The organism is uncultured Flavobacterium sp. (assembly GCF_963974175.1).
Taxonomy (GTDB): domain Bacteria; phylum Bacteroidota; class Bacteroidia; order Flavobacteriales; family Flavobacteriaceae; genus Flavobacterium.
This window is the reverse complement of the sequence record NZ_CAXBBR010000002.1, coordinates 24,867-40,947: the sequence shown is the minus strand read 5'-3', so window position 1 is coordinate 40,947 and position 16,081 is coordinate 24,867. Positions and strand designations below refer to the sequence as shown.

General features: G+C 34.5%; 17 protein-coding genes. 6 read left to right on the top strand and 11 right to left on the bottom strand.

Annotated features, from left to right (window positions below; genetic code table 11):
• Positions 1-2 precede the first annotated feature (2 nt).
• The 5 genes from AAC069_RS03100 to AAC069_RS03080 are packed head-to-tail and all read right to left on the bottom strand — an operon-like array spanning position 3 to position 3,176.
• Entirely contained in the window at positions 3-533 is a 531-nt protein-coding gene (locus AAC069_RS03100; protein ID WP_339919051.1) for a hypothetical protein, read from the bottom strand.
• 7 nt (positions 534-540) lie between these two features.
• Positions 541-1,236, bottom strand: coding sequence for a tRNA pseudouridine(55) synthase TruB (gene truB, locus AAC069_RS03095; RefSeq protein ID WP_339919050.1), 696 nt, complete (start codon positions 1,234-1,236; stop codon positions 541-543).
• Positions 1,236-2,021, bottom strand: a complete 786-nt coding sequence (locus AAC069_RS03090) for an undecaprenyl-diphosphate phosphatase (RefSeq protein WP_091090827.1) — start codon at positions 2,019-2,021, stop codon at positions 1,236-1,238. Before AAC069_RS03090 ends, truB begins: the two co-directional genes overlap by 1 nt.
• Positions 2,022-2,264, bottom strand: coding sequence for a DUF3098 domain-containing protein (locus AAC069_RS03085; RefSeq protein ID WP_339919049.1), 243 nt, complete (start codon positions 2,262-2,264; stop codon positions 2,022-2,024). It lies immediately after the preceding gene.
• 36 nt (positions 2,265-2,300) lie between these two features.
• Positions 2,301-3,176: a permease-like cell division protein FtsX gene (locus tag AAC069_RS03080; protein WP_339919048.1), complete on the bottom strand. Its 876-nt coding sequence runs from the start codon at positions 3,174-3,176 to the stop codon at positions 2,301-2,303.
• Between the two features lie 268 nt (positions 3,177-3,444).
• On the opposite strand from AAC069_RS03080, the gene leuS reads away from it, so the two are divergent.
• Positions 3,445-6,318 carry a leucine--tRNA ligase gene (leuS, locus tag AAC069_RS03075; protein ID WP_339919047.1) on the top strand — a complete coding sequence of 958 codons (2,874 nt, stop codon included), beginning with the start codon at positions 3,445-3,447 and terminating at the stop codon, positions 6,316-6,318.
• Positions 6,319-6,533: 215 nt separating this feature from the next.
• On the top strand, positions 6,534-7,226 hold the full coding sequence (locus AAC069_RS03070) for a zinc metallopeptidase (RefSeq protein ID WP_339919046.1): 693 nt from the start codon (positions 6,534-6,536) through the stop codon (positions 7,224-7,226).
• Between the two features lie 73 nt (positions 7,227-7,299).
• Here AAC069_RS03070 and AAC069_RS03065 read toward each other — a convergent pair whose 3' ends face one another.
• The 3 genes from AAC069_RS03065 to AAC069_RS03055 form a co-directional block, all read right to left on the bottom strand.
• Positions 7,300-7,770, bottom strand: a complete 471-nt coding sequence (locus tag AAC069_RS03065; RefSeq protein WP_091090810.1) for an Lrp/AsnC ligand binding domain-containing protein — start codon at positions 7,768-7,770, stop codon at positions 7,300-7,302.
• A gap of 239 nt (positions 7,771-8,009) precedes the next feature.
• Entirely contained in the window at positions 8,010-8,759 is a 750-nt protein-coding gene (locus AAC069_RS03060; RefSeq protein WP_091090807.1) for a uroporphyrinogen-III synthase, read from the bottom strand.
• Between the two features lie 13 nt (positions 8,760-8,772).
• Positions 8,773-9,444 carry a DUF4271 domain-containing protein gene (locus tag AAC069_RS03055; RefSeq protein ID WP_339919045.1) on the bottom strand — a complete coding sequence of 224 codons (672 nt, stop codon included), beginning with the start codon at positions 9,442-9,444 and terminating at the stop codon, positions 8,773-8,775.
• A gap of 104 nt (positions 9,445-9,548) precedes the next feature.
• Here AAC069_RS03055 and AAC069_RS03050 point away from each other — a divergent pair, with 104 nt between their 5' ends.
• From AAC069_RS03050 to AAC069_RS03040, 3 genes are read left to right on the top strand one after another with little or no spacing between them, the layout of a single operon-like run.
• A complete protein-coding gene (locus tag AAC069_RS03050) occupies positions 9,549-10,274 on the top strand; it encodes a polyprenol monophosphomannose synthase (protein WP_091090801.1) in 726 nt (241 codons plus the stop codon).
• Between the two features lie 11 nt (positions 10,275-10,285).
• Positions 10,286-11,626 (top strand): dihydroorotase, encoded by a 1,341-nt coding sequence (locus AAC069_RS03045; protein ID WP_339919044.1) that lies wholly within the window; start codon positions 10,286-10,288, stop codon positions 11,624-11,626.
• A gap of 12 nt (positions 11,627-11,638) precedes the next feature.
• Positions 11,639-12,121 (top strand): DUF4296 domain-containing protein, encoded by a 483-nt coding sequence (locus tag AAC069_RS03040; protein WP_339919043.1) that lies wholly within the window; start codon positions 11,639-11,641, stop codon positions 12,119-12,121.
• 10 nt (positions 12,122-12,131) lie between these two features.
• On the opposite strand, the gene AAC069_RS03035 is transcribed toward AAC069_RS03040, so the two are convergent.
• Complete coding sequence (locus AAC069_RS03035) at positions 12,132-13,133, bottom strand: NAD-dependent epimerase/dehydratase family protein (protein WP_339919042.1); 1,002 nt, start codon at positions 13,131-13,133, stop codon at positions 12,132-12,134.
• Between the two features lie 93 nt (positions 13,134-13,226).
• Here AAC069_RS03035 and tyrS point away from each other — a divergent pair, with 93 nt between their 5' ends.
• Positions 13,227-14,525, top strand: a complete 1,299-nt coding sequence (tyrS, locus tag AAC069_RS03030) for a tyrosine--tRNA ligase (RefSeq protein ID WP_339919041.1) — start codon at positions 13,227-13,229, stop codon at positions 14,523-14,525.
• A gap of 43 nt (positions 14,526-14,568) precedes the next feature.
• On the opposite strand, the gene AAC069_RS03025 is transcribed toward tyrS, so the two are convergent.
• Both AAC069_RS03025 and AAC069_RS03020 read right to left on the bottom strand, forming a co-directional pair.
• Positions 14,569-15,549 carry an acyl transferase gene (locus AAC069_RS03025; RefSeq protein WP_339919433.1) on the bottom strand — a complete coding sequence of 327 codons (981 nt, stop codon included), beginning with the start codon at positions 15,547-15,549 and terminating at the stop codon, positions 14,569-14,571.
• A gap of 124 nt (positions 15,550-15,673) precedes the next feature.
• Positions 15,674-16,012, bottom strand: coding sequence for a T9SS type A sorting domain-containing protein (locus AAC069_RS03020; protein ID WP_091090780.1), 339 nt, complete (start codon positions 16,010-16,012; stop codon positions 15,674-15,676).
• Positions 16,013-16,081: the final 69 nt, after the last annotated feature.

The following is a 16,081-nucleotide window of genomic DNA, read 5'->3' as shown; positions in this document are numbered from 1 at the left end:
TTTTAGAAGCTGATTGAGGAAATCCCTAAACTTATATTTCCTGAATCTCTTTGATTATTAATAGGAAATGCATAGTGATTTACTTCAATAAAAAGTAAAATATCATTGTCGTTTTGTATTCCTATGCTGATTTTTTTATAGTCCCCAGTTAAGTTGCCGCGACCCAATGCGATCGCTTTTCCAAGTCCAAGTTGGAGTGTAATTCTGGTTTCTTCGCCTATTTTTGGACTTAATCTAAAATTGGCATAAATAGGGACGACCACTAATTTATTTGACCAATCCCAGTTCAATCCTCCATGAATTCCTAATCCAACCCATTTTTTATAGCGAAGGCCATAGCCTAATTTTGATCCAATACCGTCTGGAATAAGCCAAGGTTCTTTTTCGTTTGTATACTGGTCAACTTCTCCGCTTTTAGGGTTTCCGGTGAAGGCTATTGTTACGTCAAATTGAGTATAAGTGATTTTCTTGTCTTGTGCAAAAAGACTTCCGCAAAAAAATAGTGCGAATAATAGCGTTTTTAGACGTTTCAAAATAGAATTATTTTGATTCTAAATTGTCTTCGAATACCACAGCATCGACAGCATCTTTTACGTCGTAGTCTCCGATTTTTGTACGTCGCAAGGCTGTCAAATGGGATCCTGAATTCATTGCCTTTCCAAAATCAAAAGCTAAAGAGCGTATGTAAGTACCTTTGCTGCAAACCACTCTGAAATCAATTTCAGGAAGTGCTATTCTGGTGATTTCAAATTCGTGAATTGTAGTTTTTCTGGATGCGATTTCTACCGTTTTACCTGCACGAGCGTGCTCGTATAGTCTAACACCTTCTTTTTTTATAGCTGAGTAAATAGGGGGTATTTGGTCTATTTCTCCTAAAAATTGCTTTACAGTTTCATGAATTAATACTTCGTCTATATGTGAAGTAGGGAATGTCTCGTCTATTTCAGTTTCTAAATCGTAGGACGGAGTTGTGGCTCCAATAAAAAAAGTTCCGGTATATTCTTTGGCTTGACCTTGAAGTTCTGTAATTCGCTTGGTGAATTTTCCGGTACAAACTAAAAGTAATCCTGTAGCTAGCGGATCTAAAGTTCCTGCATGGCCAATTTTAAATTTTTTAGGAAGTCCCAGTTTATTAATCAGCGCATATTTTAATTTATTTACCGCCTGAAAGGAAGTCCAATTCAAAGGCTTGTCAATCAATAAAATTTGTCCGTTTAAGTAGTCTTCGTCTGTCATTAAATGATAGTCAGGGGATGAATGAAAAAATGAATAATCAGTAAAATAATTCCGGCAGCAATTCGGTAATAACCAAATACTTTAAAACCTTTTTTACTCAAAAATCCGATAAAACTTTTAATGGCTAAAAGCGCCACTATAAAAGCGATAACATTACCAATAATCAATAAGTTAATTTGGTCATGAGTCAAGACAAAACCATCTTTATAATAGTCGTAACATTTTTTTGCAGTTGCACCAAACATAGTAGGAACGGCAAGAAAGAATGAAAATTCAGCTGCTGATGTACGTGCTAATTTTTGGGACATTCCACCCACGATGCTTGCGCCACTTCGAGAAACTCCGGGAACCATTGCTAGGCATTGGTATAAACCAATTTTAAATGCTTTTAGGTAAGTGACTTTAGTGTCCTCTGAATGATTGAACCAATCGTCTACTTTTAATAAAACGATACCTCCAAGTAAAAGAGAAACGGCAACCGTGACAGGGCTTTCTAGTAATTCATCTATCATGTCGCTGAATAATAATCCTAAAACTACTGCAGGAATAAAAGCAACAAACAGTTTGAAATAGAAATCCCAAGTCTGAAAGAAACGTTTGAAATATAGAACAACAACCGAGAGAATAGCTCCAAGTTGAATTACAATGGTGAAAAGTTTTGTAAAGTCATCACTTGCAATCCCAAAAAAGGAAGAAGCAATAATCATATGTCCAGTAGAAGAAACAGGTAAAAATTCAGTAATTCCTTCAATAATAGCAAGGACAATAGCTTGTAATGTATTCATTTATGCTTTCTTTGGTTTTTTTAGTATGGCGTAAACTGTAATTCCAAAACCAATTAAAACGGTTGTTGGAGCGAGACGAATTCTTCTAAAATTAAAAATAGCATCGCTATATACATTAGGGTCATCACTTCCTCCTCCAGACATTAGAATGAATCCGAGAGCAATTACTCCAATACCAATTAGTAAAATTGTATAGTTTATTTTTCCAAAAAGAAAATCTTGTTTTGTGTCTTTATCGTTCATTTATGCTTTTTTACTTTTTAAATTCTGAAATCAAAATTAATACAAATCGTCGGTTCTTAAATTCAAGAATTTTTGTGTTGCAAAATGAGTACTTAACCAAGTAATCAAAATTCCAATTCCTAAGACGGCTAATAAAACGCCTGCGATAAGAACTTTGTTGTCAAGAATTCCTAAATCAGGAAAGCTAGTTTCAACATAAATTAATACACCAATCAAAGCGAGTATGGCTAGAGTAGCACCTAGCATCCCTAGTTTGATGCTACGCATTACAAACGGTTTTCTGATAAATGATTTTGTTGCACCCACCATTTGCATGGTTTTAATGATAAATCGGTTAGAGTGAATCGACAGTCGCAAAGAACTGTTGATTAATAAAACAGCTATGAATGTCAGGAATCCGCTGATTATTAGAATCCACATACTCACTTTTTTAATATTATCGTTCACTAAATTTACTAATTGCTTGTCATAAACAATATCAGAAATCATAGGGTTTAGTCGTAATTTTTTCTCCACTTTAGCGATGGAATCCTTTTCAACATAATCTGCTTTTAAGTGAATGTCAAATGAGTTTTGCAATGGATTTTCGCCCAAAAATGTCATAAAGTCTTCTCCTATTATGTCTGTATGTTGTTTTGCAGCCTGCTCTTTAGTTACATAAACAGTAGATTTTGCGTAGGGAGCAACTTTTAATTCCTTTGCAAAAGCTTTTAAAATACTGTCATTAGCTTCGTTTTTGAAAAATACCGTCATGGCAATCTTTTCTTTAAAGTCGTCAGCTAGTTTTTTAGAATTTATAATAAAAAGGCCTAATATTCCCAATAGGAATAGTACTAAGAATACACTTAGAACAACCGAAAAATAAGAGGAAATTAACCTGCGTTTTTGAAACCTATCAAATGAAGAACTCATAGTTTACTTTAATTATGGGGTAAAAATAATAAAGAATTTCTTTATTTGAAGTTAATAACGTCCAAAGTTTCAACTTTCGTACAATAAACGTAAATTTGCCACCTAAAAATATGCATGGTGATAAACTTTGTCACTTTGAAATTTTGCAAGCCGTATATAATGACTGGAGTAAGTGAAAGCGTGAATCAGTTATTATAAAAATAGAAAAGGGGAATGACTTGAGCTTTAGCGACAGCATGACTCCGTTAAAAAAAAATAGAAAAAGGGAATGAAATATAATCCGAACGAGATAGAGGCCAAATGGCAAAAATATTGGGCAGAAAATCAAACTTTTGCCGCTATAAACAACTCTGAGAAACCAAAACATTATGTATTAGACATGTTTCCTTACCCTTCTGGTGCGGGACTGCATGTAGGTCATCCTTTGGGGTATATTGCTTCAGATGTGTATGCAAGATATAAAAGACATCAAGGTTTTAATGTTTTACACCCAATGGGTTATGACAGTTTTGGATTGCCGGCTGAACAATATGCGATTCAAACTGGGCAACGTCCGGAAGATACCACTTCAGTAAATATTGATGGGGGTTATGATAAAGAAGGAAATAAAATTGCTGGATATAGAAAACAACTCGACAAAATTGGATTTTCATTCGATTGGAGTAGGGAAGTGCGTACGTCTAATCCAGATTATTACAAACATACACAATGGATTTTTATCCAATTATTTAATTCTTGGTACAACAAAGACAACGATAAAGCGGAAGATATTTCAACATTGGTTGCTGTTTTTGAGAAATTAGGAAATGCCACAGTCAATGCAGTTTGTGATGATGCTATAGCGCCTTTTACGTCAAGTGAATGGAATGCTTTCGCAAAAGAGCAACAGGAGAAAATTTTGTTGCAATACAGATTGACTTATTTAGCAGAAACTGAAGTGAACTGGTGTCCAGGATTAGGTACGGTTTTGGCAAATGACGAAATTGTAAACGGAGTTTCGGAACGTGGTGGATTTACCGTGGTTCGTAAAAAAATGACACAATGGAGCATGCGTATTTCTGCTTATGCGGAACGTTTGTTGCAAGGACTAAATGATATTGATTGGAGCGAAAGCATCAAAGAAAGTCAGAGAAACTGGATCGGGAAAAGTGTTGGAGCGATGGTTTCGTTCGATGTCATTACGAGTGATACTGCGAAAGCTCATAAAATTGGAGTATTTACCACAAGACCCGACACTATTTTTGGCGTTACCTTTATGACTTTAGCGCCAGAGCATCCTTTGGTTCAAGAAATCACCACTCCAGAATATTTAGATAAAATAAACGATTATATTTTAGCATCGTCAAAACGTTCTGAAAGAGAGCGTATGGCTGATGTAAAAACTATTTCAGGAGTGTTTACAGGAGCGTATGCTGAGCACCCTTTTACTAAAGAACCCATTCCAGTTTGGATAGGAGACTATGTTTTGGCAGGTTATGGAACAGGTGCTGTTATGGCCGTTCCTTGTGGAGATGAAAGAGATTATGCTTTTGCTAATTTCTTCAAAGGACAAAGCGGAATGCCAGCAATCAAAAATATTTTTGATAAAGACATTTCAGAAGCTGCGTTTGGGTCTAAAGACGGTTTCAAATTAGTAGATTCTGATTTCTTAAACGGATTAGGTTATAAAGAAGGAACATACAAAGCAATTGAAGCATTAGAGGAAATAAATCAAGGAAAAGGAAAAACGAATTACCGTTTGCGTGATGCTGTTTTCTCTCGCCAAAGATATTGGGGAGAACCGTTTCCGGTCTATTATGTAAATGGCTTGCCGCAAATGATTGATGCAACGCATTTACCAATTGTGCTACCAGAAGTAGAAAAATATTTACCTACGGAAGATGGTTTGCCACCTTTAGGAAATGCTGAGGTTTGGGCGTGGGACACGACTAAAAAGGAAGTGGTTAATACTGATTTAGTAGATCACAAAACGATTTTTCCTTTGGAATTGAACACGATGCCAGGTTGGGCAGGAAGTTCCTTTTACTGGATGCGTTATATGGATCCAACGAATGAAAACGAATTCGCAAGCAAAGAAGCTTTGACGTATTGGGAAAGCGTTGATTTATACATTGGTGGTAACGAACATGCGACTGGTCACTTGTTGTACTCTCGTTTTTGGAATAAATTTCTAAAAGACAAAGGTTTTGCACCAACGGAAGAGCCTTTCAAGAAATTGATCAATCAAGGAATGATCTTGGGGACTAGTGCTTTTGTATATCGATTAGAAGGAACGAATACATTTGTTTCTAAAAATAAAATTGACGGAAGAAATGTACAGCCAATTCATTCTGATGTTTCAATGGTAAATTCATCTGATGAATTAGATATTGAAGCTTTCAAAAAATGGAGAGAAGATTATAAGGACGCTGAATTCATTTGTGATGAAAACGGTAAATATATCGTTGGTCGCGAAGTAGAAAAAATGTCGAAATCCAAATACAATGTAGTTACTCCGGATGACATTTGTAATGAATACGGAGCAGATACGTTGCGTTTGTACGAAATGTTCTTAGGGCCATTAGAACAAGCAAAACCTTGGAACACGGCAGGTATTTCGGGAGTTTTTGGATTCTTGAAAAAATTGTGTCGTTTGTATTTTGACGAACACAATTTGATTGTTACTGATGAAGTGCCAACAAAAGACAACTTAAAAACATTACACAAAACCATTAAAAAAGTGGCTGATGATATTGAGAATTTCTCTTTCAATACTTCGGTTTCACAATTTATGATTTGTGTGAATGAATTGTCAACTCAAGGTTGTCATTCTCGCGCTATTCTAGAACCATTAGCAATCGTGATTTCGCCATACGCGCCACACATTGCCGAAGAGTTATGGTCGTTATTAGGAAATAAAGGTTCTATTGCAACGGTTCCTTTTCCTGTTTTCGAACCAAAACATTTAATCGAAAGTAGTAAAGAGTATCCAGTTTCTTTTAACGGAAAAATGCGTTTTACTATCGAATTGCCTTTGGATTTAACCAAGGATCAAATCGAGGAAATCATTATGAAAGACGAAAGAACGATAAAGCAATTAGAAGGTAGAACGCCAAACAAAGTGATTATCGTACCTGGTAAGATTATTAATTTGGTTGGCTAGATTTTTTTAAAAATTCGATAGTTGAAAATCCAAATCCCAATTGCTGGGGTTTGGATTTTTTTTGCATAAATAGTACGGGCTGCAATGTTAGAATTTGGAATTTTTCTATTTGACAATTGATTTCTAGAGTGTCAAATTGACATTATTAAAATTTGGTGTAGAATTTGCATTGTAATTTGTAACTTTAAACAAGAAGCGAACAAAAAACAAAATATATGGGAATGAGTTATTTAATTCTTGCCGGTGCAATTATGCTGGCAAGCTGGGCAGTAAGTTCAAGGCTTAAAAGCAAATTTGAACATTATTCTAAAATGCAACTGCAAAACGGAATGAGCGGTGCCGAAATTGCTGAGAAGATGCTGGCCGATAATGGTATTCGCGATGTACGCGTGATTTCGGTGGCGGGGCAATTGACTGATCATTACAATCCGGTTAATAAAACGGTGAATCTAAGTGAGGCGGTGTACAATCAGCGCAATGCGGCTGCTGCGGCTGTAGCGGCTCATGAGTGCGGTCATGCGGTACAACATGCCGTGGGTTATCAATGGTTAACGATGCGTTCTAAATTAGTTCCGTTTGTAAATGTGGCATCGTCGTACATGCAATGGATTCTAATAGGTGGAATTTTATTGATGAATAGTTTTCCGCAGCTATTGCTTTTTGGAATTGTGCTGTTTGCAGCAACCACTATTTTTTCAATAGTAACTTTACCGGTAGAGTATGATGCTAGCCATCGTGCTTTGGCTTGGTTAGAGAATAAAAGAATGCTTACGTCACAAGAGCATGATGGAGCCAAAGATGCTTTGAAATGGGCTGCCAGAACTTATGTAGTGGCCGCATTGGGATCTATTGCTACTTTGTTATATTACGTTTCCATTTATATGGGTGGCGGTAGTCGAAGAGACTAAAAAATTATTTCTAGAGATAGAAGCCCTCCCGTTCTATGAATGAGAGGGCTTTTTTAATTATCGTATTTTTTTATTAAAGCTGTATTTGTCTATCTATTTGTTGGTCTAAGGAAATGAACGTTTCTGTTCTAGAAACGCCTTCTATTGTTTGGATTTTGGTGTTTAGTAAATTCATTAAATGTTGGTTGTCTCTACAGATAATTTTAATCAAGATAGACCAGTTTCCAGTGGTGTAATGGCACTCTAGTACTTCTGGGATTTTTTTCAGTTCTTTAACTGCCTCGAGGTTTCGCGCTGCTTTGTCTAGATATACTCCAACAAAAGCCATGGTATTGTAACCAAGAACTTTGTGATTTACTACAAATTTTGATCCTGAGATTACACCAGATTGCTCTAGTTTTCTCAATCGCTGATGAATTGCAGCTCCTGAAATTCCAATTTTGTTTGCGATTTGAAGGATTGGTTTTCGTGCATCTTCCATTAGGAATCTTAAAATTTCTTTATCGATTCCATCTATTTCTACTACCATGGAGTTTATTTTCATAAGTTTTATTTTAGAACTAAAACCAAGGTGTTTAGTTGTAATTGAAAATCAAAATTAAACAAAAACAACTAATATTAGGGTGTTTGTGTATTATTTAGAAATATGTTTAAAATAATTTATATATCAACGTAAACTTTTAATAGGAAAGCGGAATTTAGTTTAGGAGGGAATTGAGCATAAAAAAACCATCTGTTGTCCAGATGGTTTTTTGTAACTTTTATTTGAAGTCGAGTCAGGAATTATTTTCCTTTATTAGCTTCAATAATATATTTTTCTAAGGCCATTGTCATCGAAGGTGTATTTGGTGATGGAGCCAAAATATCAACTCTTAAACCATTGTCCAAAGCTTCCTTTTGAGTAGTACTTCCAAAAACGGCTATTCTAGTATCGTTTTGTTTAAAGTCCGGGAAGTTTTTAAATAATGATTTAATTCCAGTTGGACTAAAGAAAGCCAATACGTCATAGTATACATCTGCTAGATCAGAAAGATCACTCATCACTGTTTTGTAAAAAATACCTGGAGTCCAGTCTACTTTTAATCCATTCAGGGTGATTGTTGCATCAGCATTTAACTGGTCTGAGGCAGGCAAAAGGAATTTCTCGTCTTTGTATTTTTTTATCAATGGAGATAAATCTGCAAAATCCTTAGGACCTACATAAATTTTACGTTTTCTGTAAACAACGTATTTTTGCAAATAAAAGGCTACTGCTTCAGATTGGCAGAAATATTTCAATCCTTCAGGTACTTTGAAACGCATTTCATCCGCTACTCTAAAGAAGTGATCTACAGCATTTCTACTCGTCAATATAATTGCAGTATACTGATTGAGGTCGATTTTTTGAAGTCTAACTTCTTTGGCATTAACTCCTTCTATATGAATAAAAGGTCTGAAATCAATTTTAACTTTATGCTTCTGTTGGAGTTCAAAGTAAGGAGAATTCTCTACTTTAGGCTCGGGCTGTGACACCAAAATTGTTTTCACTTTCATATTTTAACGTTTTCTAAGCGCCCCCTTTTTTAAACATAAAAAACATAAAAAAATAGGGGGCTATTTCGAGAGCGCAAAGATATAAAATAAAATAAAACATCTTGCTGAATATTAGATTTTGATATCTTTTTATTGAAATCAAATATGTTATTATATTGATTATCAAAATAATAGAAATAATTATTATTGGAATATTTCTTGATATTGTGTCGTAATAAAACAATATAATGTTGATAGGTAGGATAATTAGGCCGATATAGGTTCTGTAAGTAACTTTTTGAAGGTTAAATTGTTCCATAAACTCCTCAATATTGAATGCGGTAGCGATGATTTTTTCTATTAAATATTTAGATAAAACGAAAAACATTAAAACAGTAATAATCTGAATGTAAAGTATCAAGTCCGTCTTTGAGCCATACCCAAAAAAACTTAGGGAAAGCTGAATAAAAAAGGCAAACGAAATTACTTGTACAAAAAATAGTGAAATGGTAAAACTACCTTTCAGATGAATTCCGTCACGATACACCTTAGAGTATTTATCTGAAAATATTAAATTCATGAAATCACCAAATCGATTTTCATAAACGGATTTAGTAATTGCAATAATAGCAAATGCCAGAACAAATAAAATGGTTGCCCAATCTTTGCTTTCTGTTATTCTTGGATGAAGTAGGTGTTCAATCATAGCGCGACAAAATTACTAATTTTTTATATCAATCTTTTTATTATAATTTTATTATGAATGAAATGCCATAAAAACGTTACTTTTGCCGTGAAATTACTAGAAATATGAACGACTGTATTGTTATAATTCCTACCTATAACGAAATTGAAAATATCGAAAGCATAATCAGGTCGGTGCTTTCTCAACATAAACCATTTCATATTCTTATTGTTGACGACAATTCTCCGGATCACACTGCAGATAAAGTCAGATTGCTTCAAACGGAATTTGGTGGTCGTTTATTTTTGGAAAACAGAGAAAAGAAGTCAGGTTTGGGAACAGCCTATGTTCACGGGTTCAAATGGGCATTAGAGAATAAGTATGATTTTATTTTCGAAATGGATGCTGATTTTTCTCATAATCCAAATGACTTAGAGAAGTTATACAATGCCTGTCATTTTGGGAATGCTGATTTAGCAATCGGTTCACGATATGTTACAGGGGTAAATGTGGTCAATTGGCCATTAAACCGGGTACTGATGTCTTATTTTGCATCGGTATATGTTCGAATTATTACAGGAATGAAAATTCATGATGCTACCGCAGGTTTTATCTGTTATAAGCGGGAAGTGCTTGAAGAAATCAACCTCAATAAAATAAAATTTGTTGGTTATGCGTTTCAGATTGAAATGAAATACAGAACCTTTTGTAAAAAATTCAATATTGTCGAAGTGCCAATAATTTTTACAGACAGGACAAAAGGAGAATCAAAAATGAGTAATTCAATAATTGTTGAAGCTGTTTTTGGAGTAATTGCTTTACGATTAAAAAAATTAGTTAATAGTTTATAATAATAAGTACAATGAATAGTGTTTTAATTAAGAATGCCAAAATAGTAAATGAAGGGGTGATTTTTGAGGGCGATGTTTTAATTGAAAATGACTTAATTGTTGAGGTTTCAGAAAGCATAAGTGCCAAATCATCAAATTGTGTCATCATTGATGCCGAGGGAAATTATTTGATGCCAGGTGCTATTGATGACCAAGTACATTTTAGAGAGCCGGGCCTTACTTATAAAGGGGATATAGAGTCTGAGTCCAGAGCGGCAGTTGCCGGTGGAATCACCTCTTTTATCGAGCAGCCTAATACTATTCCTAATGCGGTTACTCAAGAAATTCTAGAAGAAAAATACCAGCTTGCTGCTGAGAAATCGTATGCGAATTATTCGTTTATGATGGGAGCAACTAATGATAACTTGGAGGAAGTGCTAAAAACAAATCCGAAAAATGTTGCAGGTATAAAAATATTTTTAGGTTCTTCGACCGGAAATATGTTGGTTGATAATCAAGTGACACTAGAAAAAATATTCTCAAGTACACCGTTACTTATTGCGGTTCACTGCGAGGATGAAACTACAATAAAAAACAATTTAGAAAAATATAAAGAAGAATTTGGTGAAGACGTGCCTATTACTGCGCATCATTTGATTCGAAGTGAAGAAGCCTGTTATATTTCTTCTTCAAATGCGATTGCTCTTGCTAAAAAAACAGGTGCCCGTTTGCATGTTTTTCATCTTTCTACTGCTAAAGAAATGGATTTGTTCACAAACAAAATTCCATTGGAACAAAAGAAAATTACTGCTGAGGTTTGTATACATCATTTATGGTTTACCAATGATGATTATGCTACCAAAGGGAATCTTATAAAATGGAATCCGGCAGTAAAAACAGCAAATGACCAAAAAGTGCTTTGGGAAGCCTTGTTAGATGGTAGAATTGATGTGATTGCAACAGACCACGCGCCACATACATCAGAAGAGAAAAAACTACCTTATTTACAGGCTCCTTCTGGAGGACCTTTAGTTCAACATGCTGTAGTGGCTATGTTTGAAGCTTTTCATCAAGGAAAAATAAGCGTGGAGAAAATTGTTGAAAAAATGTGCCATAATCCGGCCAAGATTTTCAAAATTGAAAAACGTGGTTTTATCAAAGAAGGCTATTATGCTGACTTGGTAATTGTAAATTCAGGTTTGCCTTGGAGTGTAAAGAAAGAGAATATCTTCGCTAAATGTGGATGGTCACCATTTGAAGGCTTTACATTTAAATCTAGAATTACACATACTTTTGTAAATGGGCAATTAGTTTATAATGCATTTAAAGTAAAAAATATTCGTGCAGGAAAAAGACTCTTGTTTGATCGCTAATAGACGAAATAGATGAAAAAAACACTATTACTTTTGACCGTTTTAGTCGGGTTTATAAGCTGTAAAGAAGAAGCAGTAAATAAGCCCGATAATCTTATAGCAAGAGATAAGATGATTGATGTAATGTATGATTTATCGATTTTGGATGCTGTAAAATATCAAAATCCAGCATCTGTAGATACTTTTAAAATTAATCCTTCTCAGTATATTTATAAAAAGTATAAAATTGACAGTGTTCAATTTGCGCAAAGCAATATTTATTATGCTTCTACTTATATAGATTACAAAGAGATGTATGATGAGATTATCAAAAGAATTGACTCGAAAAAAACAGTCTTGGATTCATTGGTGAAAAAACAAGAGAAAAAGGAAGCAAAAGCAACAGCAGACTCCTTAAAACGAATCAAAGTTACCTCCTTAAAAACAGATTCTTTAGCATTAAAAAAGGCAAGTATTGCCAGGAAAAAGAAGAACGATACTTTGCGAATTCAATAAACTCTCCATTTTACAAGCTTGAAATTTCCTTAATATACTGATGAACATCTGTGAAATCAGTTTTTAATGTCGTTTTAATTTTTTCATTGGAATAGTCATGTTTAGAATAGGATGCTTTAGCAGTAGCTCGCGTTAATTTCCTTTTTTTATTAAAAATGTTCGCTAAGATCCAATCCACTCTCCAGCCAATTTCCATTAAGTATGGTTGCATGTGACGAGAAGGTTTTTTTACATTTAATGCATCAGCAATGGTGTTTAGAATGTCTCTAAAGGATATGTTTTGCCCAATAAGAACAAAACGTTTGTTTCTAATTTCGCTTTTCATCAATTCAACCGCCATTCTTACCACATCACTAACGGCTACGAATCCAGTTTTTCCAAGCGTATAATACCGTAATCCCTTTGCAACTGCTTTAAAAAGTAGGCCGCTTCCCTGTTCTTGAAAGCCAGGGCCAATAATAACTCCCGGATTTACAATTATAACATCTAAGCCTTCTTGTTGACCTCTCCAAATTTCCATTTCGGCACCATATTTAGAAATAGCATAATCACTGTGCGGTTTTTCCGGATTCCATTCTGTTTCTTCCGTAATAATTGTTGCCGTACTTGTTAAATCACCTAATGCTGCAGTTGAACTAATGTAACATAATTTTTTAACTCCTTTGGCAAGACAAAAATTCACAATATTTGCTGTTCCTTCAATATTGGTTTTGCGTACCACGCTTTCGTCTTTTGGATCAAATGAAATTAAGGCAGCGCTATGGTATACATAATCAATTCCTTTAAATGCATGCTCTAATGTAGGAATGTCGATAATGTCACCCTCCACCCATTCTATGGCGTTAAATAAAGTCGATTTATTATAAAGTTGAAACAGTGATTCTGTTTTTTTGATAGTTTCCGAATTGCGATAGATAGCCCGTATTTTTCTAGGTCCGGTATTTTCGGATTCTATTAAATACAGCAATAAATGCGCTCCTACTAAACCGGTTCCTCCTGTTACTAAAATCATTTCGTAAAGATAATTAGATTGTTGGATTTTTAGACCGATTGATTTTCAAATTATCCAATTAAAACTATCTTTGTGAAAATTGATTTTTAGAAAATGAAAAATATTATTTCCGAATTACAGTGGCGCGGATTGGTTCACGACATTATGCCAGGAACCGAAGAACAACTTTTAAAAGAAATGACCACTACTTATATAGGGTTTGACCCTACCTCTGATTCTTTGCATATTGGGAGTTTAGTTCCTATTGTCCTTTTGGTACACTTAAAAAACTTTGGACATAAACCCATTGCTTTAGTAGGTGGTGCGACAGGAATGATTGGTGATCCTTCAGGAAAGTCAGATGAAAGAAATCTTCTTGATGAAGAAACTTTAAATCACAATGTAGAAGGAATTAAAGGAGTGTTGTCTCGTTTCTTAGATTTTAATTCAAACGAAGTTAATGCACCAGTTTTAGTTAATAATTACGACTGGATGAAAGAGTTGTCCTTTATCAACTTTGCGCGTGATGTGGGTAAACGCATCACTGTAAATTATATGATGGCTAAGGATTCTGTAAAGAAAAGGTTAGCGGGTGAAGGAGAGGGAATGTCTTTTACTGAGTTTACTTACCAATTGATTCAAGGATACGATTTTTATCATTTACATAAAGAATACAATTGCTTATTGCAAATGGGTGGTTCAGACCAATGGGGAAATATCACTACTGGAACGGAATTAGTTCGTCGTATGAATGTAGGCGAAGAGGCAAAAGCATATGCAATGACTTGTCCATTGATTACAAAAGCGGATGGTTCTAAATTTGGTAAATCTGAAGGTGGAAACGTGTGGTTAACAGCAGATAAAACTTCGGTTTATAAATTTTACCAATTTTGGTTGAATACTACTGATGTTGATGCTGAGAAGTACATCAAGATTTTTACTTTTTTAGATAAAGAGACAATCGAAGCTTTAATTGAAGAACATAAAATAGCGCCTCATTTAAGAGTGTTGCAACGCAAATTAGCCGAAGAGCTAACGACTTTTGTTCATTCGAAAGAAGAATTAGAAAAAGCAATCAAGGCTTCTAACATTCTTTTTGGGAATGCTACTGCCGATGATTTGAAAGAACTAGATGAAGCTACTTTTTTAGAAGTTTTTGACGGTGTTCCTCAAGCGGAGGTTCCTAGAGCGGAAATGGAGTCTGGAATTGATGTTATTGCTCTTTTGAATGAAAAAACAGGGTTTTTTAAATCAAATGGAGAGGCAAGACGTGCGTTAACAGCAAATTCAATTTCGGTTAATAAAGAGAAAGTAAACGAAGATTTTGTTCTTTCTTCTAAAGATTTAATCAACGATCAATTTGTATTATTGCAAAGCGGAAAGAAAAATTATTTTGTGGTAAGAGTAGTTTAATTAAAATCCGGTTAACGCTTTAAAAAATAAACGAATTTATTTTTTAAAGCACCATCAGGTTGCAACCTCGAATATCAGAATTATCAAAACGTCCCAATACCTCGAAAGAGTTGTTGGGATTTTTTTTGCCCAAATCCTGAGTGGCGATAAAAGAACAGGAATTAATGTTGGCCAAATCGATTACGTTGATTCCACCTGTTTTTCCTTGCGGAATATAAGTTAGGGCATCTTCTGTATCGCGAACTAGAATTTGTATCCAAGTAGGACACTCAAATACGCCTTCTCCTAAGGAATAGGCTTGAGAGAGTAATTCAGTCATTCCGTATTCAGAATGAATCGCCGTCACGCCAAAGCCTTCGCAAAGTTGTTGATGCAGTTCTTCTCGAATCATTTCTTTTCTTCTGCCTTTCATACCACCTGTTTCCATGATGATAGTATTTTGCAATTGAAACTGATGTTTTTCGATTAGATCCAATAAGGCAAAAGTAACTCCGATCAGAATTACATTTTGACCGGACTGGTCTAATGTGGTTAGTTTATTTATCAGTTCGTCGTGATTGTGCAAATAAAAACCGCTGTCGTCATGATTGGATAGATGAATCAAATCTTCGACCATATAAATCAAAGAAGAGCCATCTCTTTCTAAGTAAGATGGTAGTAAAGCTAAAACTACATAATCTTCGATGTTTCCATAAAACTGAGAAAACCCTTTGCGGTAACTTTCTTCATAAATAGAAGTGTCGGTTACCATGTGTTTACTCGTTACCATTCCTGTTGTTCCGCTACTGGTAAATGTATTTTGAACGGGGTTAGTATTAGAAACCACCGCATGACTTTTAAAAAATTGAATGGGTAAAAACGGAATCTGTTGTAGTGTTTTTACTTTTTGAGGTTCCACTTTCATGAGATCACAAAACTCCCTATATACCAAGTTGTTTTCGTGTTGGTATCGAAATACTTTTAAGGCGATTTTTTCAAATTGCTTTTGGCTCGAAATGGCAAATATATCAGTAGCTGTAATCAAGAATTTTTTTTGCAAAGGTATAAATTTTAATAGCTCTTTCAGATATTTAAAGATATTCGAATTTGAATTAAAAAAAGCCCCAATTGAAGTTGGAGCTTTTTAAGTTATTTTTCGAAAGTAATTTTTACCTTACAATGAGTTTTCGGGTAGCACTTGCGTTTTCTTCATTAATCTTAATAATGTAAACACCAGGATTTAGACTTGAGACATTTAGTTCTTTTGAACTAATTAATGTTTGGAGTACTTTTTTTCCTAAAAGATCAAATATAATTATTTCTTTATTTGAATCATTTTTTGTGGAAATATATACTTTCCCATTAGTCACGGGATTCGGATACAGGTTCAAACCTTCAATTACTGAAGTTTCCTGTAGTTTTGGTTGTTGCTTTGTATCTTGAGCACTAAGACTCACAGAAAAGAAAAAAACCAGTAAGATTGCAATATAAAAGTAATTTTTTGCCATTAGCTTGATTTTGTTTAGTAAATATACAAAAAAAATCAAATACTGTACCAAAATAAAAAACACCCTTTT

What these genes read in the sequence shown, in the direction of transcription:
- truB (WP_339919050.1), bottom strand. Translation starts at nt 1,236, where the DNA reads ATGACAGACGAAGACTACTTAAACGGACAAATTTTATTGATTGACAAG.
- AAC069_RS03090 (WP_091090827.1), bottom strand. Translation starts at nt 2,021, where the DNA reads ATGAATACATTACAAGCTATTGTCCTTGCTATTATTGAAGGAATTACT.
- AAC069_RS03085 (WP_339919049.1), bottom strand. Translation starts at nt 2,264, where the DNA reads ATGAACGATAAAGACACAAAACAAGATTTTCTTTTTGGAAAAATAAAC.
- AAC069_RS03080 (WP_339919048.1), bottom strand. Translation starts at nt 3,176, where the DNA reads ATGAGTTCTTCATTTGATAGGTTTCAAAAACGCAGGTTAATTTCCTCT.
- leuS (WP_339919047.1), top strand. Translation starts at nt 3,445, where the DNA reads ATGAAATATAATCCGAACGAGATAGAGGCCAAATGGCAAAAATATTGG.
- AAC069_RS03070 (WP_339919046.1), top strand. Translation starts at nt 6,534, where the DNA reads ATGGGAATGAGTTATTTAATTCTTGCCGGTGCAATTATGCTGGCAAGC.
- AAC069_RS03065 (WP_091090810.1), bottom strand. Translation starts at nt 7,770, where the DNA reads ATGAAAATAAACTCCATGGTAGTAGAAATAGATGGAATCGATAAAGAA.
- AAC069_RS03060 (WP_091090807.1), bottom strand. Translation starts at nt 8,759, where the DNA reads ATGAAAGTGAAAACAATTTTGGTGTCACAGCCCGAGCCTAAAGTAGAG.
- AAC069_RS03055 (WP_339919045.1), bottom strand. Translation starts at nt 9,444, where the DNA reads ATGATTGAACACCTACTTCATCCAAGAATAACAGAAAGCAAAGATTGG.
- AAC069_RS03050 (WP_091090801.1), top strand. Translation starts at nt 9,549, where the DNA reads ATGAACGACTGTATTGTTATAATTCCTACCTATAACGAAATTGAAAAT.
- AAC069_RS03045 (WP_339919044.1), top strand. Translation starts at nt 10,286, where the DNA reads ATGAATAGTGTTTTAATTAAGAATGCCAAAATAGTAAATGAAGGGGTG.
- AAC069_RS03040 (WP_339919043.1), top strand. Translation starts at nt 11,639, where the DNA reads ATGAAAAAAACACTATTACTTTTGACCGTTTTAGTCGGGTTTATAAGC.
- AAC069_RS03035 (WP_339919042.1), bottom strand. Translation starts at nt 13,133, where the DNA reads ATGATTTTAGTAACAGGAGGAACCGGTTTAGTAGGAGCGCATTTATTG.
- tyrS (WP_339919041.1), top strand. Translation starts at nt 13,227, where the DNA reads ATGAAAAATATTATTTCCGAATTACAGTGGCGCGGATTGGTTCACGAC.
- AAC069_RS03020 (WP_091090780.1), bottom strand. Translation starts at nt 16,012, where the DNA reads ATGGCAAAAAATTACTTTTATATTGCAATCTTACTGGTTTTTTTCTTT.